This window comes from Burkholderia sp. FW306-1C-G01B (assembly GCF_058781685.1).
This window is the reverse complement of sequence record NZ_JBYSWZ010000011.1, coordinates 83476-108400: the sequence shown is the minus strand read 5'-3', so window position 1 is coordinate 108400 and position 24925 is coordinate 83476. Positions and strand designations below refer to the sequence as shown.

Below are 24925 nucleotides of genomic sequence, written 5' to 3'. Positions count from 1 at the left end.
ACGTTCCGCCTACCCGCCGGCGGACGCCGGCAACAGCGATTTCAGCTTCAGGTTCGCGTCGGCGACCGCCGCGGGCGCCACCGCGGCGCCGCGTTCGACCAGCGCCCTCGCCAGCTTCATCTCCTTGGCGAATCCGGACGCGCGGCCGAAGCCGCTCGCCGCGACGAGCCGTCCGCCACCATCGAAATGGAAATGGATTTCGGCGTCGCCGTCGAGCCTGCGCGCGACCGACCATTCGCCGAGCGCCGGCTCTCCGGCCACCTGCAACTGTGCGTCGTACTGATCCGACCAGAACCACGGCATCTCTCGATACGGTTCGTCGGCGCCGAGCATGTTGCGCGCGGCGGCGCGCGCCTGGGTCTCGGCGCCGTGCCATGTCTCCTGCCGGACCGGTCGCCCCGACAACGCACTCGGAAACACCGCGACGTCGCCGGCCGCATAGATGCCGCGCGCCGACGTCTCGAGCCGCGCGTTCACGACGATGCCGCGATCGACCGCGAGGCCCGCGTCGCGCGCCAGTTCGTCGGCCGGTTCGATGCCGATGCCGGCCACGACCGTATCGGCGATCAGCGTGTCGCCGTCGTCGAGCACGACTGCCAGCGCGCCGCCCGAGATCCGCTCGATCGCAACGGGCTTCCGGTTCACGCGGATCGCCACGCCATGCTCCTCGTGAAGCGCCTGCACGCGCGCCGCGATCGACTCCGGTACCGCGCGCCCAAGCAGACGCGGCGCGGCGTCGAGCACGGTCGCGCGGCAGCCGCGCAGCCGCGCCGACGCCGCGACTTCGAGACCAATGAAGCCGCCGCCGATCAGCACGATCCGCGCGCCGGACACGAGCCGCGCGCCGAGTGCCGCCGCGTCGTCGAGCGTGCGCAATGCAAACACGCCGTCGAGCGCCGCGCCCGGAATCGCGAGGCGGCGCGCGCGAGCGCCGGTCGCGAGCAGCAGCGCGTCGTAGCCGAACACCCGGCCGCCGGACACGCGCACTTCGCGTGCGTGCGGATCGATGCGCTCGACCGTCGCGACGACCGGCTCGATGCCGTCGGCCGCCCATGCGCCCGGATCGCGCAAGCGGCACTGCGCCGCGCTGCGCTCGCCCGTCAGCACGCCCTTCGACAACGGCGGCCGTTCGTACGGCAGGTGCGCCTCCGCGCCGATCAGCACGATGCGACCGCGCCAGCCGGACTCGCGCAGCACCTGCGCCGCGCGGCCGCCCGCATGGCCCGCGCCGACGATCGCCATCACACGGTGGTTCGTCATCGCATCACACCTCGATCAGGATGCGGCCGCCCTCGATCTTCGCGCGGTACGTGCGCAGCTTCTCGCATGCGGGCGCTGACAGCGGCCGGCCGTCGCGCACGTCGAAGCGGCCGTTGTGCTTCGGGCATTCGATCACATGGCCCATCACGAGCCCGTCCGCGAGATGCACGTTCTCGTGCGTGCACAGGCCGTCGCTTGCATAAACCTGGCCGTCGATCCGGTAGATCGCGTACGTGCGGCCTGCGTGATCGAAGCGCGCGACGTCTTCATCGTCGATGTCGTCGAGCGCGCCGGTGTCGATCCATTGCGTCATGATGCGTGTCTCCTTGATCGGGTTGTTCGATGCCGGTCATGCGCGCGCCGTGTCCGGCACCGGCCGCACGACGTAATGGGACGGGTCGCGCGTCTGCCGGACCAGCGCCGGCACGATCTCCGCATACGCGGCGAGCGTGCTGCAGTATGGCGGCGGCATGTCGGCCTTCACGGCCTCGTGCAGCTTCGGCAGCGCGTGAAACGGCACCATCGGGAACATGTGGTGCTCGACGTGGTAGTTCATGTTCCAGTACAGGAAGCGGAACACCGGATTCATCATCACGGTGCGGCAATTGCGCCGGTGATCGAGCACGTTCTCGGGCATGCCTGCGTGCTGCGTGAGGCCGAAGTACAGGTACAGCCACGCGCCGTAGAGGCTCGGCAAGCCGATGTAGAGCAGCGGCAGGAGCGTGTGCCAGTACAGCGACGCACCGGCCACGAGCGCATAGACCGCCAGATGGATGCGCGCCTCGCGCACGACCTTCGGCCATTCCGACTCGGGCACGTAGGTGCGCTCCTCGTCGTCGAGCCGGCCGGTGAACGCGGCCGCGATCATCTTGCGCAGTTCGCCGGCCACATGCTTCAGCGCGACGACGTTCAGCGCGAGCGCGAGCCAGTCGGTCGGCTTCGGCGCGGCGATTTCCGGATCGCGCCCGACGACCAGCGTGTCGGTGTGATGACGCGCATGGCTCCAGCGCCACGCCGTCGCGCGGCGGAACACCTGGAACGACGCGACCTGGTACAGCGCGTCGTTCATCCAGCGCGTGCGAAACGCGGTGCCGTGCCCGCATTCGTGCCAGCGCGAGTCGGCCGGACTGCAATAGAGCGTGCCGTACACGAAGAACGCGGGAATGGCCCACGCCGAATGCGCACGCCAGGCAAGCCACGCGAGCGCGCCGCTGGCCGCGATCGCCGCGTACCAGATCAGTGTGTCGCGGATCGCACGCGCGTCGCCGCGCTGCATCAACTGCTTCATCAGCGGCCGCGGCACCGCGCACCGGTACCACTCGGCGTTGACGAGCCCAGCCGCGTGCGCGCGCTCGCCGGCGCCGCCGATCATTCTGTATTCCTGACGGCGCGCCGCCGTGCGATCGTGCGCCTGGTCGTCGGTATGGACCACTCGTGTCTCCCTGGTTTGCTTGTGCGCGGGAAGCGCGGCAAGCGCTTCCCCATGGAACCAAAATTAGGCGACCGGCCGCCCCCGCTCAATCGAAACGTTGACGAAATTTCGCCATCGTTTTAGCGTTCCTGGCAGCGCCACGCCCCCGATGATGGCGACCACAACGATGGAGACGACCATGGCAGGTGAATCCGGGCCGCGCTGGCGCAAGCGCACCGCGCGCTTCGACGAGATCGCGGCGCTCGCGGGCGTCAGCACGACCACCGTCGACCGCGTGCTGAACGAGCGCGGCAGCGTGTCGGCGCAGGCGCGCGAGCGCGTGGTCGCGGCGGCGCGGCAGCTCGGCGTGCCGCGGCAACTGCCCGACACGCGGCACGGGCTGATCCACGTCGACGTGCTGCTGCCGGACACCGACGCGCCGTTCTTCCGGCGGCTGCAGCAGGCGCTGCAGCGCTCGCTGCAGATGCTCGACCGGCGCGTGGTCGTGCACCGGACGATCCTGCCCGCCGCGGACGACGAACGCGCCGCCGCGCTGATCGAACGGCCCGCATACCGGCGCGCGGCGCTGATCGTCACGGCACGCGACACCGCCCGCGTGCGCGATGCACTGGCCGGCGCGATCGCGCGCGGCGAAACCGTCGTCACGATGGTCACCGACATCGGCGGCATCGATCGCGTGCACTACGCGGGCATCGACAACTACCGCGCCGGACGCACGGCCGGCTACTACGTCGGCCGCCTGGCGGCACGCCCCGGCCGCGTGCTGCTGCTCGGCGGGCGCATGGGCTACCGCGCGCACGCCGACCGGATGGCCGGCTGCCGCGACCAGCTTGCCGACGCGTTCGCCGCGCTGCGCTGCGACGGCGAGCCGGTCGAGACGCTCGACCAGGACGACCGCTGCTACCGCGCGGTGACGAAGGCACTGCAGGCACACGACGACGTGGTCGCGATCTACAACAGCGGCGCCGGCTCGGCCGGCATCGAAGCGGCGCTGCGCAAGGCCGGCGCGACCGGGCGCGTGGTCTGGATCGGGCACGAGATGCTCGACGAGCACCGCAGCTTCATCGAAGCCGGCGCGATGGATCTCGCGATCGACCAGGATCCCGACGGACAGGCGATTTCCGCGCTGCAGCACGTGCTGCATGCGTGCGGGATCGTCGAACAGCCGCCGCCCGGCGACCCGGTCGAATTCCGCGTGTTCTGTGCGGCGAACGTGAGGACGAGCGCCTACCTGCAGCCCTGAATGTCGCCGCGCCTCGCGGCGCACGCGCGTGCCGAAAAAATCGACCGGCGCATTGGCGATTTTTCGTCAACGTTTGTCATGCAGCCCGCGCGGCGCATCCGTACATTGAGCAGCCATCCCCACGACAACAACGGACAGGAGACGATGGCTGAACCGATCCTCATCGGCGTGAACCTCGACGGCGTGCTCGAACACGACGGCCTGCCGTTGCCCGCGCCCGCCGAACGCTTCCGGATGGTCGCCAATGCCGGCATGTTCGACTACATCGAAAAGAACCCGGCGCGCGGCGAAGATCTGTCGCCGTATTTCGCGCTGGTCGAACGCCATGCGCTGCCGATTCGCGTGATCGGCAGCATCTGGCGCGCGGGCCATGACGAAGCGCATGTCGCCGAAATCGTCGATGCCGGCGCGCGGTTCGGCAGCACGGTGCTCAACTGCCAGCTCTACGCGCATCACGCGGACGGCCATCCGCTGTCGGACCGCGAAGTCGCCGATTTCTACCTGCGTACGTACGAACGCGGCGAGCCGGTCGGCTGCCTGCCGAGCTTCGAAGTACATGTCGACATGTGGAGCGAGGATTTCACGCGCGTCGCGCGTGTCGCGCGGCATGTCGAGCAGGCCGGTGCGCCGTTCCGGATCACGCTCGATCATTCGCACCTGCTGTTCAAGATCGGCAATCGCGCCGAACTCGACGCATCGGGCATTCGCGAACGGGTCGACAGCGGCAGCCTCGTGCTCGACCCTGCATCGCCGGCCGCCATCTACGCCGACTGGATCGCGCGCGGCTGGGTCCGGCATGCGCATGCGCGCAGCGTGATCCCGAACAATCCGGAGAACCGCTGGATGCGCCGCGCGGACGGCAGACCTGGCCGCGGCATCCAGTACCCGTTCGTCATGCCGGCACCGGGTGCATACCACGGCGATTGGCACGCGGCGGCGCTCGACACGTGGAAAGCCGCGCTACGCCAGTTGCTGCAATCGCAGGTTCACGCGCGGCCGGCGCGGCTCGAGCAGATCAGTTGCGAGTTCATCCCGTTTCCCGATTACGGCGGCGGCGCACGCTATTCGATCTTCGACAACAACGTCGCGTGCGCACACTGGCTGCGCGACACGTGGCACGCGCTCGCAGCGCCGCCGGCAAACCCGCCGGCCGGCGGCACCGCCCGCCCCGGCCCCTGATTCGGACCCCGCCCTACTCGACACACAAGGACAGAACGATGACGCAAGCATTCCACTTTTCGCTGAACCGGATGAGCGCGCCGCGCCTGCCGCTCGACCGCTATGTCGCGCTGTGCCGGCGCCTCGGCATCGACGCGATCGAGATCCGCAACGATCTCGACGGCGTCGAGATCGTCGACGGCACGCCGGCTGCCGCCGTGCGCGCGACGGCCGAATCCGGCGGCGTGACGATCCTGACGATCAACGCGCTGCAGCGCTTCGAGCAATGGAACGCCGAGCGCGCGGACGAAGCGACCGTGCTGGCCGACTACGCGGCGCAGTGCGGCGCGCGTGCGCTGGTGCTGTGCCCGACCAACAGCCGCGGCGACACGCGCGGTGCGGACGCGCGCCATGCGGATCTCGTGAAGGCGCTGAAGGCGCTCAAGCCGATCCTCGAAGCGCGCGGCCTGCTCGGCTTCATCGAGCCGCTCGGTTTCGAGGAGTGCGCGCTGCGCCGCAAGTCCGATGCGGTGAAAGGCATCTACGCCGCGGCCGGCGAACAGGTCTTCCGGCTCGTGCACGACACGTTCCACCATCACCTGTCGGGCGAGGACATCTTCTTCCCGAACCTGACGGGCCTCGTGCACATCTCTGGCGTCGACGAAGACGACCTGCCGGTCGACCGGATGCGCGACGGCCATCGCGTGCTGGTCGGCGGCGCCGACCGGCTCGGCAACATCCGGCAGTTGCGCGAACTGCTCGCGCGCAGCTACCGCGGCGCGTTCTCGTTCGAGCCGTTCGCGAACGAAATCGCCGAAGCCGACGACATCGAAGACCGGCTGCGCGCGAGCGTCGAATACGTGCGGCGCGAACTGGCGGATTGCTGAGCGTCGCCGCGGTACGCGGCCGGCGCGGCGACCGGCACGCATGACGCCATGCGCGATACGCGCGGGCCAGACAGGAAGAAGACCACGGACTCAACGGAACAGGAGAACAGGATGATCGAATTCGCTTTGTTCGGCGCGGGAAGAATCGGCAAGATCCATGCGGCGAATCTCGCGCGCCATCCGGGCGCGAAACTGAAATACGTGATCGACCGGCATGCGCCGTCGGCCGAAGCGCTCGCACGCGCACACGGCGCGCAGGTCGCGGATATCGATCGCGCGCTCGGCGACGCAACCGTGCAGGCGGTCGTGATCGCGTCGAGCACCGACACGCATGCGGACCTGATCGTCGCGGCGGCGAACGCGGGCAAGGCCGTGTTCTGCGAGAAGCCGGTCGACCTGAGCGTCGAGCGCTCGCGCGCATGCGCTGACGTCGTGCGGCGCACCGGCGTGACCTGCATGATCGGGTTCCAGCGCCGCTTCGACCCGACCTTCGCCGCGCTGAAGGCGCGCGTCGAACGCGGCGAGATCGGCGCGCCGGAGATGCTGGTCGTCACGAGCCGCGACCCGGGCGCGCCGCCCGTCGACTACATCCGCAGCTCGGGCGGCATCTTCAAAGACATGCTGATCCACGACTTCGACGTGTTCCGCTGGATCCTCGGCGACGAAGCGCAGACGCTGCACGCGACCGGCAGTTGCCTGACCGACCCGGCCGTGCTCGATGCCGGCGACCTCGATTCGACCGCCGTCACGATCCGCACGCGGCGCGGGCTGCTGTGCCAGATCAACACGTCGCGGCGCGCGGCCTACGGCTACGATCAGCGCTTCGAGCTGCTCGGCAGCAACGGGATGCTGCAGGCCGGCAACGTGCGGCCGACCGAGGTGAGCGCGTGGCTGGCCGGCGGCATCGCGACGGACGTGCCGGAGCCGTTCTTCCTCGAGCGCTACCGGCATGCGTATTCGGCCGAGATCGCGCACTTCGTCGACGCGCTGCGCGACGGCACGCCGGTCAGGACGACGATCGACGACGGGCTCGCCGCGCTCGAGCTGGCCGAGGCCGCGATGACGTCGTGGAAAACGGGGCGCGTGATCGAGATGTGACGCAAGCGATGGCGGCCCGTGCAAGCGGGCCGCCGCCGTCGCACCATCGGCAGCACACCTGTACGAAATGCTGCGACGGCACGGCCGCATCGGGCAGATTTGCCGAAACGTCGCGCGGCATGCGCGTGAAAGCACGTATGATGGCGAATCGATCGGCGTCGCCGATATCCCGCTTTTTCACCATCATGCTCGATCACCTCATCTGCGACTGCGACGGCGTGCTCGTCGACAGCGAAGTCATCGCCGACCGCGTGCTGCTCGACACGCTGACCGCCACCTTCCCGCACATCGATTTCGAAGCCGCCGCGAAGTCGGCGTTCGGCCAGCAGACGTCGCGTTTCCTGTCGGGGCTCGAATCCCGCTTCGGGCTCGAGATGCCCGCCGACTTCATCGAGACCATCGAGCACAACATCGAGATCGCGCTGGCGCAATCGCTCGCGCCGATCACCGGCGTGCGCGACGCACTGCTGAAGGTCAGCCTGCCGGCCGCCGTCGTGTCGAACAGCCGGCTCGTGCGCGTGCGCAACTCGCTGAAGCGCGCATCGCTCACCGAGATCTTCGGCGAGCGCGTGTTCAGTTCCGAGCAGGTGTCGCGGCCGAAACCCTACCCCGACGTCTACCTGCATGCGGCGCAGACGCTCGGCGTGGCGCCGGCGCGCTGCATCGTCGTCGAGGACAGCGTATCGGGGTTGAATGCCGCGCGTGCGGCGGGGATGAAGACGATCGCGTTCGTCGGCGCGAGCCACATCCCCGACAACTACGCGGACGCGCTGCGCGCGATGGGCATCACGCGGATCATGCGCAAGATGGACGAACTGCCGGCGCTCGTCGAAGCCGGCATGCGCGGCGAATTCGGCGACGTGCAGTCCTGACTTTTATACAGGCCGGATCAGGCCGGCCCGGCGTGCGCCGGTTCACGCACGCCGTATCAGGCAGGGGCGCGAACGCGCCCGCTCCCTCCTCGCTCAGGCCGGCTCGCAGCAGCGCTCGCGCGCAACGGCCAGCGCCTCGCGGAATTCGACGAGTTCCGCGATCGTCAGCATCGGCAGCCCGTGCTGTTTCGCGAAACGCTCGACGTCGTCGCCGCGCGTCATCGTGCCGTCCGGATTCATCAGCTCGCACAGCACGCCGGCCGGCTTCAGGCCCGCCAGGATCGACAGGTCGACCGTGCCTTCGGTGTGACCGCGGCGCGCAAGCACGCCGCCCGGTTGCGCACGCAGCGGAAACACGTGGCCGGGACGCACGATGTCGTGCGGCTTCGCGTTGTCTGCAATCGCCGCGCGGATCGTCGTCACGCGGTCGGCCGCCGATACGCCCGTATGCACGCCGTCGCGCGCCTCGATCGAGACAGTGAACGCGGTGCCGTTGCGGCTCTCGTTGGTCTGCACCATCGGCGGCAGCTCGAGCGCGCGCACTGTGTCGTCGGTCAGGCACAGGCACACGATGCCGCTGCACTCGCGGATCAGCAGCGCCATCGTCTCGGGCGTGATGCGCTCGGCGGCGACGATCAGGTCGGCCTCGTTCTCGCGGTCGTGGTCGTCCTGCAGCACGACCGCGCGGCCAGCACGCATCGCTTCGAGCGCAGCGGCGATGCGCGGCGGCACCGGTTCGGAATCCAGCAACGGGAGATCGGCAAAGGCGTCGGCGGGTGCCGACGAAACGGACATCAAGGACATGTGAAACGCTCCTCGCAATTACGATTTGGGCGAAAAACGTTTCAGGGCATTGCAAACAGACAGAACGACAACCCGCTTCGCGCGCGTCGCGAAGCGGCCCTGGCGGACATGACTATCTGCACATCTTCTCTCATCCGGACTGTGACCGTCGGCTCTGGCATTCGACCAGATCTGCTGACCCCGCGCGGTTGCGCGGGCGCTCGCGGGCTCGCCGACTTACGCCAGCCTACCGCCGGTGGGGAATTTCGCCCCGCCCTGAAGACGCACTGATTGCCGGATGGGGGCTGCCCATCGACGGCGGGCCAAGCATACAACAGCCGCGCACGTCGCGCAGCCAACAACATCTAAAACCTTACTGACGACTCCGTCTAACGACATCGTCCAAACGGCCGCGCTGCGATCCCGCCCCAGACGGGGACGTCAACCGTTCCGTGCAACCCGCACGATCAGCCGGCCGCGTGCGCCGCCTCGGGCACGAGCCAGCGCGGCGGCACTTCAGGACTCACCGTCACGCGGAACGCGCGCGCTTCGCTGTCGCCCGGGTTGCGCAGGCTGTACGGCTGGTCGGCATCGAACACGATCGCGTCGCCGGTCGCGAGCAACTGGCGGCGGTCGTGCACGCTGACTTCGAGCGTGCCTTCGCTGACGACCAGATTGACCGTCGTGCCGGGCGCGCGGCGCGTACCGGGCTCCGTATGCAGCGGCGCGATCCGCAGCTCGTGGAATTCGGCCGCGGCCGGCTCGCCTTCCGGGTACAGCGCGCGCGCCGAAAAACGGCCGTTCGAGCTGACGACGCGCGACGCGCGCTCGGCCGCCAGGTGCTCGAAGCCGTTCACCGCATGGCGGCGCAGGAATGCGGCGACCGACACCTTCAGCGCCGCGGCGATCTTGCAAAGCACCTTGATCGACGGCACGCTGCGCGCCGACTCGATCTGCGCGAGCATCGCGCGCGACACGCCGGACAGCCGCGCGAGCGCATCGAGCGACAACTGCCGCTCGGCGCGCAAGCGCGCGAGGTTCACGCCGACGACCTGTTCGAGGACATCGAGCGATGCGGATGCCCGCGCGTCGGCGGCGTTGCCGGACTCGAAGGAAGACACGTCGCGCACCAGCGCCAGGGATGAAGACATAGCATTGCCTCCGGGCCGCCGCGCGGCCCTGCGTATGGGGTAAGCCGGGATCGAAATCGGGTTGCGCCTGCAACGGCGCGTATCGAGACGCTATCACCCGGCCTTGCGCGGGCAAACGAAGTTATCTTCACACCGTTATCAGCATCGCGGAGGAATGCGTTTCTCGCGAACCTTTTCCTGCCGCTATGGCGTCGCCGTCACGCCACTATCGCGCCGCTCATTGCGCCGCCGGCGCCGCGCCGCGGGCCGGCGCCCGCGCGTCGAGCCGCATTGCAAGCCACGTGACGACGAGCGCCGCGAACGTCACCGCGACGGCGACCCACGGCAGCGTATCGAGCGCGAAGCCGTGTTCCAGCGCGAGGCCCCCGAGCCACGCGCCGCCTGCATTGCCGACGTTGAACGCACCGATATTGAGCGTCGACGCGAGATGCGGCGCGCTCGCGGCCTTCTCGACCACGCGCGCCTGCAGCGGCGGCACTGTCGCGAACGCGGCGATCCCCCACACGAACACGGTGACGGCGGCCGCGACCGGCAGGTGGCTGGTTTTTGCGAATACGGCCATCACGGCCATCAGCGCGACGAGGATCGCGATCAGCGACGGCATCAGCGCGCGGTCGGCAAGCTTGCCGCCGATCGTATTGCCGATCGTCAGCCCCGCGCCGAACAGCACGAGGATCAGCGCGACCGAGCGCGGCGAGTAGCCCGACACCGTCTCGAGAATCGGCGCGATATACGTGAACACGACGAACACGCCGCCGAAGCCGAGCACGGTCATCAGCAGCGCGAGCCACACCTGCGGCTCCTTCAGCACGCGCACCTCGTGGCCGAGACCGACCGGCCCGCTGTCGTGGCGGTTCGGCACGAGCGCGGCCACGCCGCCGAGCGCCAGCACGCCGAGCGCGGCGACGATCCAGAACGACGCGCGCCAGCCGAGCAGCTGGCCGACGAACGTGCCGAACGGCACGCCGAGCACGTTCGACAGCGTGAGCCCCGTGAACATCAGCGCGATCGCGCTCGCCCGCTTGTCGGCCGGCACGAGCGACGCGGCGACCACCGCGCCGATCCCGAAGAACGACCCGTGCGCGAACGACGTGACGACGCGCGCGACCATCAGCATCGCGTAGCCGGACGCGGTGGCGCACAGCACGTTGCCGACGATGAAGATCGCCATCAGCAACTGCAGCGCGGCCTTGCGCGGCATGCGGCTCGTCAGCACCGCGAGCAGCGGCGCGCCGGCCGCGACGCCGAGCGCGTATCCGGTGACGAGCAGGCCGGCCAACGGCAGCGAGACGGCGAGATCGTGCGCGACTTCGGGCAGCAGGCCCATGATGATGAATTCGGTGGTGCCGATGGCGAAGGCGCTGATCGCGAGCGCCAGTAACGGAATGGGCATGACGTTCTCCGGAAGGCGGCGGACGCGGCGCCCGGTCGGTGCCGCACCGCACAAGAAGCGGGATGTGCGCGCATTGTCCCGAAGACGCCTATATTTGATAATTGGCGTGGCATTTGAACCATTTTCAAAAAATTCTGGAAAATCGAATGGATCGACTGGGCGATATCCGGCTGTTCGTCGAGGCGGCGGAACTGGGCAGCCTGTCCGCGGCCGGGCGCAAGCTGAACCTCACGCCGGCCGCCGCGAGCGCGCGCCTCGCGAAGCTCGAGGCGAAGACCGCGACGCGGCTCTTCGAACGCTCGACGCGGCAGTTGCGGCTCACCGACGAGGGCCGGCTGTACCTGAACTGCTGCCGCCAGGCGCTGCAGGCGCTCGACGACGCGGACGCGATGCTGCAGGAAGGCCGCAACGTCGTCGGCGGCAAGGTGCGGCTGTCGTCGACGTCCGATTTCGGCCGCAACCAGTTGCTCGACTGGCTCGACGAATTCACGACACGCCATCCCGACGTCACGTTCTCGCTGACGGCGTCCGATTCGTCGTCGAACCTGTGGCAGGACGAAATCGACCTCGCGATCCGCTTCGCCGCGCCGCCCGACGGCGCACTGATCGCCCGCCGTCTCGCGACGAACCGGCGCGTGCTGTGCGCGGCGCCGTCGTTCGTCGAGCGCCACGGCATGCCGACCGACCCGCACGATCTGGCCCGCTTTCCGTGCAACGTGATCACGATCGCGTCCGGGCCGATGAACGTCTGGCACTTCACGCGCGGCGACGAGGTGCAGATCCACAGGGTGCCGGTCGCGACCGCGTTCGAGACCAACGACGGCGGCCTCACGCGCGAATGGACGCTGCGCGGCCACGGCATAGCGTTGAAATCGCTGTGGGACATCGCCGACGACGTGCGCGCGGGCCGGCTGCGCGTGCTGCTGCCCGACTGGCGCCACCAGGACGCGCCGCTGCACGCGATCTATCACAGCAAGCGCTACATGGCGCCGCGCGTGCGCGTGCTGCTCGACTTTCTCGCCGAACGCTTCGCGCGCGAGGAAGCCGCTCTCGACGACCTGCTGCACGCATGCCGCTGACGGCCGGTGCACCGCCGCTCAAGGGTCGGAACCTGACGACCGACGTCGCGCGGCCGCAACCCGCCGGCCATCCGGCGCAGCGCGAAAAGCTATAATGGAATGCTTTCCCGACGGCCTTTCATACTCGACGCGCGCAACCTGCGTGCAGCGCACGGCCGTCCCGATTCACCCTTGACGACGCCCCCAGGTCAACCACTGCGAACGGCGAATCCCCATGACCAAGAAAGTTTACGTAAAGACCTTCGGCTGCCAGATGAACGAGTACGACTCGGACAAGATGGTGGACGTGCTCAATGCGGCCGAAGGCCTCGAAAAGACCGACAACCCCGAAGACGCGGACGTCATCCTGTTCAACACGTGCTCGGTGCGTGAAAAGGCGCAGGAGAAGGTGTTCTCCGATCTCGGCCGCGTGCGCGAGCTGAAGGAAGCGAAGCCCGGCCTGCTGATCGGCGTCGGCGGCTGCGTCGCGAGCCAGGAAGGTGCATCGATCGTGTCGCGCGCGCCGTACGTCGACCTCGTGTTCGGCCCGCAGACGCTGCACCGCCTGCCGCAGATGATCGACGCGCGCCGCGCGAGCGGCCGCGCGCAGGTCGACATCACGTTCCCCGAGATCGAGAAGTTCGACCACCTGCCGCCCGCGCGCGTCGAGGGGCCGAGCGCGTTCGTGTCGATCATGGAAGGCTGCTCGAAGTACTGCAGCTACTGCGTGGTGCCGTACACGCGCGGCGACGAAGTGTCGCGCCCGCTCGACGACGTGCTGACCGAAGTGGCCGGCCTCGCCGACCAGGGCGTGCGCGAAGTCACGCTGCTCGGCCAGAACGTGAACGCGTATCGCGGCGCGCTGACGGCCGGCGCATCCGAGATCGCCGATTTCGCGACGCTGATCGAATACGTCGCCGACATCCCCGGCATCGAGCGGATCCGCTACACGACGTCGCACCCGAAGGAATTCACGCAGCGGCTGATCGACACCTACGCGAAGGTGCCGAAGCTCGTGAGCCACCTGCACCTGCCCGTCCAGCACGGTTCCGACCGCATCCTGATGGCGATGAAGCGCGGCTACACGGTGCTCGAGTACAAATCGGTGATCCGCAAGCTGCGCGCGATCCGCCCCGACCTGTCGCTGTCGACCGACATGATCGTCGGCTTCCCCGGCGAGACCGAGGAGGATTTCGACAAGATGATGGCGCTCGTGCACGACATGAGCTACGACACGAGCTTCTCGTTCATCTACAGCCCGCGCCCCGGCACGCCGGCCGCCAACCTGCACGACGACACGCCGCGCGAAGTGAAGCTCAAACGCCTGCAACATCTGCAGGCGACCATCGAGGAGAACGTCGCGCGCATCAGCCAGTCGATGGTCGGGAAGGTCGAGCGGATCCTCGTCGAGGGCCCGTCGCGCAAGGATCCGAACGAACTCGCGGGCCGTACCGAGAACAACCGGGTCGTGAATTTCCCGGCGCCGCTCGCGTCGCACCCGCGCCTGATCGGCCAGATGATCGACGTGAAGATCAACCATGCGTACCCGCATTCGCTGCGCGGCGAGCTCGTGCTCGTCAGCGACGACGCGAGCGCGGCCACCCACTGACCGACGCATCACCGGAGCCCGACGCCACTTTGAAGCCCGCCCACCCCCTGGAATTCATCGCGCCGCGCGACGACAACGCGCGCCTCGCCAATCTCTGCGGCCCGCTCGACGAAAACCTGCGGCAGATCGAACAGGCGCTCGACGTGACGCTCGCGCGGCGCGGCCACCGGATCACGATCCGCGGGCGCGGCGCCAAGCTCGCGCTCGCGGCGCTCGATAACTTCTACAACCGCGCGCGCGATCCGCTGTCGGTCGACGACATCCAGCTCGCGCTGGTCGAAGTGCGCCACACCGCCGGCAACGGCCGCGAGAACACGCTCGACGTGCGCTTTCGCGGCGACCCCGACCATCCGTTCGACGAGCCTGTCGTGCAGCTCGACGACGAGGCGCTCGAAGAGCAGGGGCCGAAGCTCTACACGCGGCGCGCCGACCTGCGCGGCCGCACGCCCGCGCAGCGCGAATACCTGAAGCAGATCCTGTCGCACGACGTCACGCTCGGCATCGGGCCGGCCGGCACCGGCAAGACCTACCTCGCGGTCGCGTGCGCGGTCGACGCGCTCGAGCGCGACCAGGTCAAGCGGATCGTGCTGACGCGCCCGGCCGTCGAGGCCGGCGAGCGGCTCGGCTTCCTGCCGGGCGATCTCGCGCAGAAGGTCGACCCGTACCTGCGTCCGCTGTACGACGCGCTGTACGACCTGCTCGGCTTCGACAAGACCGCGAAGATGTTCGAGCGCCAGATGATCGAGATCGCGCCGCTCGCATACATGCGCGGCCGCACGCTGAACCACGCGTTCATCATCCTCGACGAGGCGCAGAACACCACGCCCGAGCAGATGAAGATGTTCCTCACGCGGATCGGCTTCGGCTCGAAGGCGGTCGTGACCGGCGACACGAGCCAGGTCGACCTGCCGCGCGGCCACAAGAGCGGCCTCGTCGAGGCGCAGCAGGTGCTGAGCGGCGTGCGCGGCATCGCGCTCACGCGTTTCACGAGCGCGGACGTCGTGCGCCATCCGCTCGTCGCGCGCATCGTCGAGGCATACGACGAGTTCCACGCGCAGCATCAGGACGGCTGACCGGCGGCGCCCGCGCGCTGCCCCGGCCTGCCGGCCCGGCCCGCCAGACGGCGCGCCGGGCCTTTTTTCGCCCGCGCGAATTCGGGCGCGATCGGCCGTTTGGTGTATCCTCAACGCGTTCCAATCGCCCCACGTGTCATGAAATCCTCCCGTTCTCGCAAGTCCGGCCGCACCCAGTCCGCCGCGCCCGAATCCCCCCGTCTTTCGCTGTTCGATGCGAAGGGCAAGGCCCGGACCGTCAACGCACTGGGGCTGCGAATCGACTTCCCGGACGGCCGCAGCCTGATGTTCGACCTGTCGGGCAGCTCGGGGGACGCGGCCGTCGCGATCGTCGCGCAGCACAACGATCCGGAGATGCGCGCGAAGCTGGCGCTGCAGCCCGAGCACTACGACAGCGTGACGCTGCACGTGGGCGCCGAGCCCGCGCCGCGCGAAGACGAAATCGAAGGCGCGCTGCGCGAGCCGGAACTCGACCTGTCCGTGCAATACGGCGACGAAATCACGAGCGACGTGCGCAAGACGCTGCCCAAGCGCAAGCTGATCGCCGAATGGATCGAGCCGGCGCTGTTCGCCAGCGCGCAGCTCACCGTGCGCTTCGTCGGCGAAAACGAAGGCCGCACGCTGAACGCCGGCTACCGCCACAAGGACTACCCGACCAACGTGCTGACCTTCGCGTACGACGCGGCGCCCGACGGCACCGTGATCGGCGACCTCGTGCTGTGCTGCCCGGTCGTCGAGCAGGAAGCGCACGACCAGGGCAAGCCGCTCACGGCCCACTACGCGCACCTGCTGGTGCACGGCGCGCTGCACGCGCAGGGCTACGACCACGAGACGAGCGACGAGGACGCGGCCGAAATGGAAGCGCTCGAAGTCGACATCCTCGCGAAGCTGGGCTTCCCGAACCCGTACCAGTAAGCCGGCCGCACGATGCGCAACGCCGCGATGCTCCCGCCCGCCTACCCGCCGTCGATCGGCGACGGGCGGCTTCTGACGGAAGACGAGCTCGCGGCGTCGCTCGCGCACACGATGCGCGACTGGGACGGCCGGCAGGACCTCTGGCTGTTCGGCTATGGCTCGCTGATCTGGAACCCGGGGTTGCCGACCGTCGCCGCCGTGCGCGGCAAGGTGCACGGCTACCATCGCGGGCTCTACCTGTGGTCGCGCGTGAACCGCGGCACGCCCGAACGTCCGGGCCTCGTGCTCGCGCTCGATCGCGGCGGCTCGTGCTCGGGCATCGCGTTCCGGCTCGCGGGCCCGACCGCGCAGCCGCACCTCGAGACGCTGTGGAAGCGCGAGATGCCGATGGGTTCGTACCGGCCCGCGTGGCTGCCGTGCTCGCTCGAGAACGGCGAGCGCGTGAACGCGCTCGCGTTCGTGATGCGCCGCGACGCGCCGACCTATACGGGCAAGCTGTCCGACGCCGTCGTGAAGGAAGTGTTCGGCTGCGCGGCCGGCCGCTACGGCACGACGCTCGACTACGTGAGCCGCACGGTCGACGCGCTGCGCGCGAGCGGCATCCCCGATCGCGCGCTGGAAGGGCTGCTTGCGCGATGCCGGTGACGCAAACGCGACGCCCGGCTTGCCGCGGCGCGAAACCGCGCTCCCTGCGCATTCGAACGAGGTTCCTGCCGATGAAACCGTCACACTGGTCGCGCTGCAAGGTCGCCGCGCTGATCGTCGCCGCGAGCGTCGCGCTGTCCGGCTGCGGAATACTCGGCTGCGGTGGCGCCGCGACCAACGGCGCGGCCGCCGGCGGCTGCTCGACCGGCATGCGGTTCTGAGCCGCGCGCCTGGCGCGATCGCATGCGGCAGAATGCCGCCCCGGTACCGACCGGCCGGCCGGTCGCCCTTGCGCGCCGCACCCGCCCTTCCCGCACCCGTTTTTTGCCGCTGCTGCGCCGCCGCCCTTTTCTGGGATAGGATGGACACGAGGACGATGCCGCGCCCGGCGCGGCCGTCCGCGAGCAGGCCCGCGCGGGCTGCGCACCCTGGCCGCACGGCCGGGGTGACACGGTCGCGTCGTGCCCTTGGTGTATCCTTGCCTACTCCGTGACAGCGCGCCCCGGCACGACCCGGGCGCACCACCATGAACGATTCGTATCCCAGTCGTAAGCCAACCGACAAACCGCAAGAAAAGCGCTCGCTCCTCGAGCGCCTGACCGACTTCATCTCGCCCGAGCCCGAATCCCGCGGCGAGCTGCTGGAAATCCTCCAGGACGCCCACGAACGCAACCTGATCGACGCCGATTCGCTGTCGATGATCGAAGGCGTGTTCCAGGTATCCGACCTGTGCGCGCGAGACATCATGGTGCCGCGCGCGCAGATGGACGCGATCAACATCGCCGACAAACCCGAGGATTTCATCCCGTTCGTCCTCGAAAAGGCGCACTCGCGCTACCCCGTGTTCGAGGAGAACCGCGACAACGTGATCGGCGTGCTGCTCGCGAAGGATCTGCTGCGCTTCTACGCCGAAGAAGAGTTCGACGTGCGCGGGATGCTGCGCCCGGCCGTGTTCATTCCCGAATCGAAGCGCCTGAACGTGCTGCTGCACGACTTCCGCGTGAACCGCAACCACCTCGCGATCGTCGTCGACGAATACGGCGGCGTCGCGGGCCTGATCACGATCGAGGACGTCCTCGAGCAGATCGTCGGCGACATCGAGGACGAATACGACTTCGACGAGGAAGCCGGCAACATCATCGCGGGGCCGGACGGCCGCTACCGCGTGCGCGCGCTTACCGAGATCGAACAGTTCAACGAGGCGTTCGGCACCGATTTCCCCGACGACGAAGTCGATACGATCGGCGGCCTGATCACCCATCATTTCGGACGCGTGCCGCACCGCGGCGAGAAGCTGCAGCTCGGCAACCTCGTGTTCGAGATCCAGCGCGGCGATGCGCGCCAGGTTCATGTACTGCTGGTACGCCGCAACCCGCTCGCCAGCCGTCGCGCCGACACCTCGCACGAGGACTGACCGTCCCGCGCCAGCCGCGTCTCCTTCAACCGCTCGCCCACTTCCGCTTCACATGGACGATCCGATCCCGTCCCGCCCGGCTGGCGGCCTTCTCGCGCCGGCACCCGGCCGCGCGCTGCCGCGCTGGCACTACCCGGCCGCGCTGCTCGCCGGCGCGGCCAATACGCTCAGCTTCGCACCGATGCCGCACGGCGGCTGGCTGCAGCTCGCCGTATTCGTCTGGTTTTTCGCGCAACTGACGCGCACGTCGAGCTGGCGCGGCGCCGCGCTCACGGGCGGCGCGTTCGGCTTCGGCAACTTCATCAGCGGCGTCTGGTGGCTTTACATCAGCATGCACGTATACGGCGAGATGGCTGCGCCGCTCGCGGGCGGTGCGCTCGTGCTGTTCTCGCTGTACCTGTCGCTGTACCCGGCGTTCTCGGCCGGGCTGTGGTCGTTCTGCGCGGGCCATGCATGGCATCGCCGCGCGCCCGACCCGCGGCCGTTCTCGCCGACCTGGCACGGCGCGTTCGCGTTCGCGAGCGCGTGGGCCTTCGGCGAATGGCTGCGCGGCACGCTGCTCACCGGCTTCCCGTGGCTCGCGAGCGGCTACCCGCAGGTCGACGGCCCGTTCGCGGGCTTCGCGCCGATCGTCGGCGTGTACGGGATCGCGTGGGTGCTCGCGCTGTTCGCCGCGCTGGTCGTGCAGGCGCTCGCCGCCGCGCGCCCGTCGCCCGCGCGTGAAAGCGGCGCCGGCGGCAACGCGCGCGTGCGCATCGCCGCGCCGGCCGGCGTCGCCGTCGCGCTCGTCGCGGCCGGCCTCGGGCTGTCGCAGGTCACGTGGACCGTGCCCGCGAACGCGCCGCTCACCGTGCGGCTGCTGCAGGGCAACGTGAAGCAGGACATCAAGTTCGAGCAGGAAGGCATCGACGCGGCGATCAAGATGTACCAGCAGATGATCGTCGAGAAGCCGGCCGACCTGATCGTCACGCCCGAGACCGCGATCGCAGTGATGATCCAGGAGCTGCCCGAGCCGTTCGCCGTCGCGATCCGCAAGTTCAGCGACACGACCGGTTCGGCCGTGCTGTTCGGCGCGGTCGGCGCGTCGGTGACCGAGGAGGGCCGCTACGTCGACTATACGAACAGCCTGTACGGCGTGACGCCGAACTCGCGCGACATCTATCACTACGACAAGCACCACCTCGTGCCCTTCGGCGAATTCATTCCGTGGGGCTTCCGGTGGTTCGTCGACCTGATGAAGATGCCGCTCGGCGATTTCGCGCGCGGCGCGCCGGTGCAGAAGCCGTTCCTCGTGCACAACCAGCCCGTGATGGCCGACATCTGCTACGAGGATCTGTTCGGCGAGGAAATCGCCGCAACGATCCGCGACAACCCGCAGCCGCCCGGCGTGCTCGTCAACGTGACGAACCTCGCATGGTTCGGCGACACGATCGCGCTCGACCAGCACCTGCAGATCGCGCGGATGCGCTCGCTCGAAACGGGCCGGCCGATGCTGCGCTCGACCAATACCGGGATGACGGCCGCGATCGACGCGCACGGGCGCGTGCTCGGCCAGTTGAAGCCGTTCACGATCGGCTCGCTCGACGTGCGGATCGAAGGCACGAGCGGCTTCACGCCGTACGTGACGAGCGGCAACAACATCGTGCTCGCGGTGTCGTTCGTGCTGCTTGCGTTCGGCTTCACGTTCGGGCCGGGGCTGCGCCGGCGCAACGGCCCGAAGCCCGACGACGACCGGCACGCATGACGCAACAGGCGGCCGCCGCGCGCTGCATGGAGGCCGCCGCCGCGCGACGCGGCCCGCGACCGCAACGCGGTCGGCCGCTCAGGCCTGCCGGGCCGATCGGTCCGATTGAGCCGGCTGCGCGGCCAGGCTCCACAGATCGCGGCTCACCTCCTCCATCACCGGCTCCCACGCGCCGAACGTCCGCTGCCGGTACAGCGTCGCGGTCGGATACCACGGGCTGTCCTTGCGTTCGAGCAGCCACGGCCAGTGCGGATTCACGTCGAGCAGCACCCAGGTGCGCGCACCGAGCGCGCCCGACAAGTGCGCAACCGACGTGCACACGGTGATCACGAGATCCAGCGCGCCGATGAACGCGGCCGTATCGTCGAAGCTCTTCAGTTCCGCCGTGAAGTCCGCGATCGCGAAGCCGGCTGCACGCGCCGCCGCGACATCCGCATCCGCGCCCGGCTGCAGCGAATAAAACGCGACGCCGTCGATCCCGCGGAACGCGTCGGCATAACGCTCGAGCCCGACGCGCCGGAACGGATTGCGCTGGTGGCCCGCACTCCCCGTCCACACGAGCCCGACCTTCAGCCGGCGCTCGCCCGCGAGCCGCGCGCGCCACGCATCGCGCGCATCGGGATCGGCCCGCAGGTACGGCACCGACGACGCGAGCGTCGACGCTTCCATGCCCAGCATCAGCGGCAGGCCGATCAGCGGCACTTCGTAATCGAATGCGGGCAGCGCGTCGACGCCGCCGCCCGCGCCGAACGCGTCCGCCTGCGCGCCCAGGCTGCGCTGCATCAGCGTGCCCACCTGCGGGAACGTATTCCACGCGAGCCGGCCGCCCTCGCGATGCACGCGCTCGGCGAGCGGCGTGACGAAGCGGCAGAACTGCAGCACGTCGCCGAGCCCCTGCTCGCCCCATACGAGCAGCGTCTTGCCCGCGAGCGGCTCACCCTGCCAGCGCGGGCCCGGCAGCGCCGGCCGGCGGCCGCGCAGTTCGCCGGCACCGTCCCAGCGCGCCTCGTGGCCGCGCCAGCCGGCCGCGTGGTTGCCGCGCACGAGCTGGATGATCGCGAGGTTGAAACGGAACGACGCGTCGTCGGGCGCCAGCTCGCACGCACGCGCCGCGTAACGCTCGGCGTCGTCCCAGCGCTGCGCCTCCTTCATCGCCATCGCGACGTTGTTCATCGCGAGCGCGTTGTCGGGCGCGAGGTCGGCGAGCCGTGCGGCGCACGCGAGCGCGCCGTCGAGGTCGTGCGTCGCGAGCCGCGCGACGACGAGGTTGATCCATGCCTGCACGTCGCGCGGATCGGCGTTCACGGCCGCGTCGAGCAGCGCGATCTCCTCCGCGCGATCGCCGCCCGACAGCCGCAGCGCGATCGCGAGGTTGTTGCGCAGCGACGGCCAGCCGGCATCGGCCGCCAGCGCCGCGCGGTACGGCGCGACCGCGTCCGCGTGACGGCCGGCCATCTGCAGCGCGTAGCCGTGATTGAAGTGCGCGGCCGCGCCCGGCCGCACGCGCGCCGCGCATTCGGCGAGCGCGAGCGCGTCGGCCGGGCGCTGCCGCGCGACGAGCGTCGATGTGAGCTGCGCGAGCGCATCGGCGTCGACCGCATGCAGATGGGCGGCTGCGGCGAGCCACAGATCGTGCGCGGCGCGCTCGCCGCGCGCCTGCGCATCGGCGGCCTGCCGGAGCAGCGCGAGGAACGGCGGAAGCAGCGGAATGAGGATGTCGGTCGGGTCGTCCATGCGGTCGGAGCCTGCAAGCGGTGACGCGGCACGCGTCGCGCGAGCCGCAATACGCGCATCTTAACGCCCGCGCGAAGCGGCGCGACACGCGCGTCGCGACGGGTCATATGCGCCCGCGCGGAGCGCATGGGGCCACGCTTGCGCAGGCCGCAGGAAGCGGGCCGGCAGCGGCCTCGCCAGCGTTCCGGCCGCATCCGGTCGCCGATCCGGTAAAATTACGCGTTTCAGCACACTAACAAGCCGCGCCGCCGCGCGAGCCGACCCTCGGGGCCCTGCCCGGAGCGCGGCCGCAACGGAGCGCCAGCGCCTCGAAGGCTCTTCATGCTTACGTTTCAGCAAATCATCCTGACGCTGCAGTCCTACTGGGACAAGCAGGGTTGCGCCCTGCTCCAGCCCATCGACATGGAAGTCGGCGCGGGCACGTCGCACGTCCACACGTTCCTGCGTGCGGTCGGCCCCGAGCCGTGGCGCGCCGCATACGTGCAGCCGTCGCGCCGCCCGAAGGACGGCCGCTACGGCGAGAACCCGAACCGCCTGCAGCACTACTACCAGTACCAGGTCGTGCTCAAGCCGGCGCCGGAGAACATCCTCGACCTGTACCTCGGCTCGCTCGAAGCGCTCGGCTTCGACCTGAAGCAGAACGACGTGCGCTTCGTCGAGGACGACTGGGAAAACCCGACGCTCGGCGCATGGGGCCTCGGCTGGGAAGTGTGGCTGAACGGGATGGAAGTCACGCAGTTCACGTATTTCCAGGAGGTCGGCGGCCTCGAATGCAAACCCGTGCTCGGCGAAATCACGTACGGCCTCGAGCGCCTCGCGATGTACCTGCAGAAGGTCGAGAACGTGTACGACCTCGTGTGGACCGAGTGGGAGGAGCACGGCCCGAACGGCCCCGAGCTGCGCCGCCTGTCGTATGGCGACGTCTACCACCAGAACGAGGTCGAGCAGTCGACCTACAACTTCGAGCACGCGAACGTCGACCTGCTGTTCACGTTCTTCAACAGCTATGAAGCGGAAGCGAAGCGGATGATCGAAGCGCAGCTCGCGCTGCCCGCGTACGAACTCGTGCTGAAGGCCGGCCACACGTTCAACCTGCTCGATGCGCGCGGTGCGATCTCGGTGACCGAGCGCGCGGCGTACATCGGCCGCATCCGCGCGCTGTCGCGTCTCGTCGCGCAGGCTTATTACGACTCGCGCGAGAAGCTCGGCTTCCCGATGCTCGGCAACCCGCCGGGCGTGCCGGGCCTCACCACCGACGCCCAGGACGCCGCGCAGCCGGCATGGGCACCGCCGCTCAAGGTCGAACGCAAGATCGACCAAGACTGACGAGACGAGATTTCTTCCAAACATGACGCACAATCATCCCGCTCCCCTGCTCGTCGAACTGCTGACCGAAGAGCTGCCGCCGAAGGCCCTCGCGCGCCTCGGCGACGCATTCGCCGAAGGTCTCGCGCAACGCCTCGCGGCGCGCGACCTCGTCGAAGGCGAACTCGTGTTCGAACGCTACGCCACGCCGCGCCGCCTCGCCGTCGTCGTGCAGAACGTGCGCGCCGTCGCACCTGACAAGCAGGTCCGCGAAAAGGTCCTGCCCGTATCGGTTGCGCTCGACGCCGAAGGCAAGCCGACGGCCCCGCTCGCGAAGAAGCTCGCGGCGCTCGGCCACCCGAACCTGTCGATCGCCGATCTCGAGCGCGCGCAGGACGGCAAGGCCGAAGCGTTCTTCATCAACTATTCGGCAGCCGGCGCGACGCTCGCCGACGGCCTGCAGGCCGCGCTCGACGAAACGCTCGCGAAGCTGCCGATCCCGAAGTTCATGACCTACCAGCGCCCGGACGGCTCCGACGTGAAATTCGTGCGCCCCGTGCATCGCCTGACGGTGCTGCACGACGATCGCATCGTGCCCGTCACCGCGTTCGGCATCGACGCCGGCGACACCACGCTCGGCCACCGCTTCCTGTCCGACGGCCTCGTCGCGATCCAGCATGCGCGCGCCTACGCCGACACGCTGCGCGACAAGGGCCGCGTGATCGCGCACTTCGCCGATCGCCGCGAAACGATCCGCACGCAACTGAACGAGCACGCGAACGGCGACACGGTCGTGATGCCCGAAGCGCTGCTCGACGAAGTGACGTCGCTGGTCGAATGGCCGGTCGTCTATCCATGCCGCTTCGAGGACGAATTCCTGCAGGTGCCGCAGGAATGCCTGATCCTCACGATGCAGACGAACCAGAAGTATTTCGCGCTGACCGACGTCGGCGGCAAGCTGCGCTCGCGTTTCCTGATCGTGTCGAACATCGAGACGAAGACGCCGGGCGAGATCATCGAAGGCAACGAGCGCGTCGTGCGCCCGCGCCTCGCCGATGCGAAGTTCTTCTTCGAGCAGGACAAGAAGAAGCCGCTCGCCGACCGCGTGCCGCTGCTCGCGAACGTCGTCTATCACAACAAGCTCGGTTCGGCGCTCGCGCGGGTCGAGCGCCTCGAGGCGCTGGCCGGCGAGATCGCACCCGCGATCGGCGCCGACGCCGCGCACGCGAAGCGCGCCGCGCGCCTCGCGAAGGCCGACCTGCTGACCGACATGGTCGGCGAATTCCCGGAACTGCAGGGCACGATGGGCACGTACTACGCGCGCCACGACGGCGAAGCCGACGACGTCGCGCTCGCGTGCGCCGAGCACTACCAGCCGCGCTTCTCCGGCGACGCGCTGCCGACCACGCCCGTATCGACCGCCGTCGCGCTCGCCGACAAGCTCGAGACGATCGTCGGCATCTGGGGCATCGGCCTCGCGCCGACCGGCGAGAAGGATCCGTTCGCGCTGCGCCGCCATGCGCTCGGCGTGCTGCGCCTGCTGCTCGAGAAGCAGTTGCCGCTCGATCTCGTGTCGCTGCTGCGCACGGCCCACGCGCGCTTCGAAGGCGTGCCGGGCGTCGCCGAAGCGACCGATGCGATCTTCGCGTTCTTCATGGATCGCCTGCGCGGCCTGCTGCGCGAGCGCGGCTATTCGGCCGGCGAAGTCGACGCGGTACTGAGCCTGAACCCGACGCGCGTCGACGATCTCGTCGCACGCCTGGACGCGGTGCGCGAATTCACGCTTCTCGTGGAAGCCGAAGCGCTCGCGGCCGCGAACAAGCGGATCTCGAACATCCTGAAGAAGTCGGAAGGCGGCGTGAACGGCGCGGTGCAGCCGGCGCTGCTCGTCGAAGCCGCCGAGAAGGCGCTGCACGAACAGCTCGCGGCCGTGACGCCGCACGTGCAGTCGCAGCTCGAGGCGCGTGCGTATACGGGCGCGCTGTCGGCGCTCGCCGCGCTGCGCGCGCCGGTCGACACCTTCTTCAACGACGTGATGGTCAACGCTGACGATCCCGCGCTGCGAGCGAACCGTCTCGCGCTGCTGTCGGCGCTGCACCAGCAGATGAACTGCGTCGCCGACATCTCGAAGCTCGCCGCATAAGGGCCGCA

The 24925-nt window shown here is 69.2% G+C and carries 22 protein-coding genes and 1 riboswitch; of the genes, 15 read left to right on the top strand and 7 right to left on the bottom strand.

What is annotated here, in order from left to right:
* Nucleotides 1–9: 9 nt before the first annotated feature.
* The 3 genes from AC3WLY_RS22250 to AC3WLY_RS22240 are packed head-to-tail and all read right to left on the bottom strand — an operon-like array spanning nucleotide 10 to nucleotide 2632.
* Nucleotides 10–1260, bottom strand: a complete 1251-nt coding sequence (locus tag AC3WLY_RS22250; RefSeq protein WP_492308963.1) for an NAD(P)/FAD-dependent oxidoreductase — start codon at nucleotides 1258–1260, stop codon at nucleotides 10–12.
* A gap of 4 nt (nucleotides 1261–1264) precedes the next feature.
* Nucleotides 1265–1573, bottom strand: coding sequence for a non-heme iron oxygenase ferredoxin subunit (locus AC3WLY_RS22245; protein ID WP_072443450.1), 309 nt, complete (start codon nucleotides 1571–1573; stop codon nucleotides 1265–1267).
* Nucleotides 1574–1609: 36 nt separating this feature from the next.
* Complete coding sequence (locus tag AC3WLY_RS22240; RefSeq protein ID WP_371287122.1) at nucleotides 1610–2632, bottom strand: fatty acid desaturase family protein; 1023 nt, start codon at nucleotides 2630–2632, stop codon at nucleotides 1610–1612.
* A gap of 238 nt (nucleotides 2633–2870) precedes the next feature.
* On the opposite strand from AC3WLY_RS22240, the gene AC3WLY_RS22235 reads away from it, so the two are divergent.
* The 5 genes from AC3WLY_RS22235 to AC3WLY_RS22215 all read left to right on the top strand — a co-directional run bounded on the left by AC3WLY_RS22235 (nucleotide 2871) and on the right by AC3WLY_RS22215 (nucleotide 7950).
* The gene (locus tag AC3WLY_RS22235; RefSeq protein ID WP_175962002.1) at nucleotides 2871–3935 is read left to right on the top strand and encodes a LacI family DNA-binding transcriptional regulator; all 1065 of its coding nucleotides are present in this window, start codon (nucleotides 2871–2873) and stop codon (nucleotides 3933–3935) included.
* Nucleotides 3936–4079: 144 nt separating this feature from the next.
* Nucleotides 4080–5114: a xylose isomerase gene (locus AC3WLY_RS22230; protein WP_492308964.1), complete on the top strand. Its 1035-nt coding sequence runs from the start codon at nucleotides 4080–4082 to the stop codon at nucleotides 5112–5114.
* A gap of 38 nt (nucleotides 5115–5152) precedes the next feature.
* Nucleotides 5153–5980 carry a TIM barrel protein gene (locus tag AC3WLY_RS22225; RefSeq protein WP_492309911.1) on the top strand — a complete coding sequence of 276 codons (828 nt, stop codon included), beginning with the start codon at nucleotides 5153–5155 and terminating at the stop codon, nucleotides 5978–5980.
* Between the two features lie 111 nt (nucleotides 5981–6091).
* Nucleotides 6092–7078 (top strand): inositol 2-dehydrogenase, encoded by a 987-nt coding sequence (gene iolG / locus AC3WLY_RS22220; protein ID WP_492309912.1) that lies wholly within the window; start codon nucleotides 6092–6094, stop codon nucleotides 7076–7078.
* Nucleotides 7079–7263: 185 nt separating this feature from the next.
* Entirely contained in the window at nucleotides 7264–7950 is a 687-nt protein-coding gene (locus tag AC3WLY_RS22215) for an HAD family hydrolase (protein ID WP_492309913.1), read from the top strand.
* Nucleotides 7951–8043: 93 nt separating this feature from the next.
* On the opposite strand, the gene ribB is transcribed toward AC3WLY_RS22215, so the two are convergent.
* The 3 genes from ribB to AC3WLY_RS22200 all read right to left on the bottom strand — a co-directional run bounded on the left by ribB (nucleotide 8044) and on the right by AC3WLY_RS22200 (nucleotide 11277).
* The gene (gene ribB, locus AC3WLY_RS22210; protein WP_492309914.1) at nucleotides 8044–8754 is read right to left on the bottom strand and encodes a 3,4-dihydroxy-2-butanone-4-phosphate synthase; all 711 of its coding nucleotides are present in this window, start codon (nucleotides 8752–8754) and stop codon (nucleotides 8044–8046) included.
* Between the two features lie 118 nt (nucleotides 8755–8872).
* A riboswitch (FMN riboswitch) is annotated at nucleotides 8873–9021 on the bottom strand.
* A gap of 179 nt (nucleotides 9022–9200) precedes the next feature.
* Nucleotides 9201–9884, bottom strand: coding sequence for a helix-turn-helix domain-containing protein (locus AC3WLY_RS22205; protein ID WP_175962008.1), 684 nt, complete (start codon nucleotides 9882–9884; stop codon nucleotides 9201–9203).
* Nucleotides 9885–10101: 217 nt separating this feature from the next.
* Nucleotides 10102–11277 (bottom strand): MFS transporter, encoded by a 1176-nt coding sequence (locus AC3WLY_RS22200; RefSeq protein ID WP_492309915.1) that lies wholly within the window; start codon nucleotides 11275–11277, stop codon nucleotides 10102–10104.
* A gap of 146 nt (nucleotides 11278–11423) precedes the next feature.
* Between AC3WLY_RS22200 and AC3WLY_RS22195 the strand changes: the two genes are divergently transcribed.
* From AC3WLY_RS22195 to lnt, 8 genes are all read left to right on the top strand, one after another.
* The gene (locus tag AC3WLY_RS22195) at nucleotides 11424–12356 is read left to right on the top strand and encodes a LysR family transcriptional regulator (RefSeq protein WP_310142841.1); all 933 of its coding nucleotides are present in this window, start codon (nucleotides 11424–11426) and stop codon (nucleotides 12354–12356) included.
* A gap of 214 nt (nucleotides 12357–12570) precedes the next feature.
* Nucleotides 12571–13944: a tRNA (N6-isopentenyl adenosine(37)-C2)-methylthiotransferase MiaB gene (gene miaB / locus AC3WLY_RS22190; RefSeq protein ID WP_034178970.1), complete on the top strand. Its 1374-nt coding sequence runs from the start codon at nucleotides 12571–12573 to the stop codon at nucleotides 13942–13944.
* Nucleotides 13945–13973: 29 nt separating this feature from the next.
* Nucleotides 13974–15017 carry a PhoH family protein gene (locus tag AC3WLY_RS22185; protein WP_034178971.1) on the top strand — a complete coding sequence of 348 codons (1044 nt, stop codon included), beginning with the start codon at nucleotides 13974–13976 and terminating at the stop codon, nucleotides 15015–15017.
* Between the two features lie 138 nt (nucleotides 15018–15155).
* Entirely contained in the window at nucleotides 15156–15932 is a 777-nt protein-coding gene (gene ybeY / locus AC3WLY_RS22180) for an rRNA maturation RNase YbeY (RefSeq protein ID WP_175962011.1), read from the top strand.
* Between the two features lie 12 nt (nucleotides 15933–15944).
* Nucleotides 15945–16577, top strand: coding sequence for a gamma-glutamylcyclotransferase (locus AC3WLY_RS22175; RefSeq protein WP_072443462.1), 633 nt, complete (start codon nucleotides 15945–15947; stop codon nucleotides 16575–16577).
* 71 nt (nucleotides 16578–16648) lie between these two features.
* On the top strand, nucleotides 16649–16798 hold the full coding sequence (locus AC3WLY_RS22170) for a hypothetical protein (RefSeq protein WP_175962013.1): 150 nt from the start codon (nucleotides 16649–16651) through the stop codon (nucleotides 16796–16798).
* Nucleotides 16799–17103: 305 nt separating this feature from the next.
* A complete protein-coding gene (locus AC3WLY_RS22165) occupies nucleotides 17104–17991 on the top strand; it encodes a CorC family transporter (RefSeq protein ID WP_072443463.1) in 888 nt (295 codons plus the stop codon).
* A 52-nt stretch (nucleotides 17992–18043) separates the two neighbouring features.
* Nucleotides 18044–19735: an apolipoprotein N-acyltransferase gene (gene lnt / locus AC3WLY_RS22160; RefSeq protein ID WP_492309916.1), complete on the top strand. Its 1692-nt coding sequence runs from the start codon at nucleotides 18044–18046 to the stop codon at nucleotides 19733–19735.
* 78 nt (nucleotides 19736–19813) lie between these two features.
* Here the strand turns inward: lnt and AC3WLY_RS22155 are convergent, their stop codons facing one another.
* Nucleotides 19814–21469 carry a hypothetical protein gene (locus AC3WLY_RS22155; protein WP_492332717.1) on the bottom strand — a complete coding sequence of 552 codons (1656 nt, stop codon included), beginning with the start codon at nucleotides 21467–21469 and terminating at the stop codon, nucleotides 19814–19816.
* Nucleotides 21470–21790: 321 nt separating this feature from the next.
* Here AC3WLY_RS22155 and glyQ point away from each other — a divergent pair, with 321 nt between their 5' ends.
* Both glyQ and glyS read left to right on the top strand, forming a co-directional pair.
* A complete protein-coding gene (gene glyQ / locus AC3WLY_RS22150; protein WP_175962016.1) occupies nucleotides 21791–22795 on the top strand; it encodes a glycine--tRNA ligase subunit alpha in 1005 nt (334 codons plus the stop codon).
* A 22-nt stretch (nucleotides 22796–22817) separates the two neighbouring features.
* Entirely contained in the window at nucleotides 22818–24917 is a 2100-nt protein-coding gene (glyS, locus tag AC3WLY_RS22145; RefSeq protein ID WP_175962017.1) for a glycine--tRNA ligase subunit beta, read from the top strand.
* Nucleotides 24918–24925: the final 8 nt, after the last annotated feature.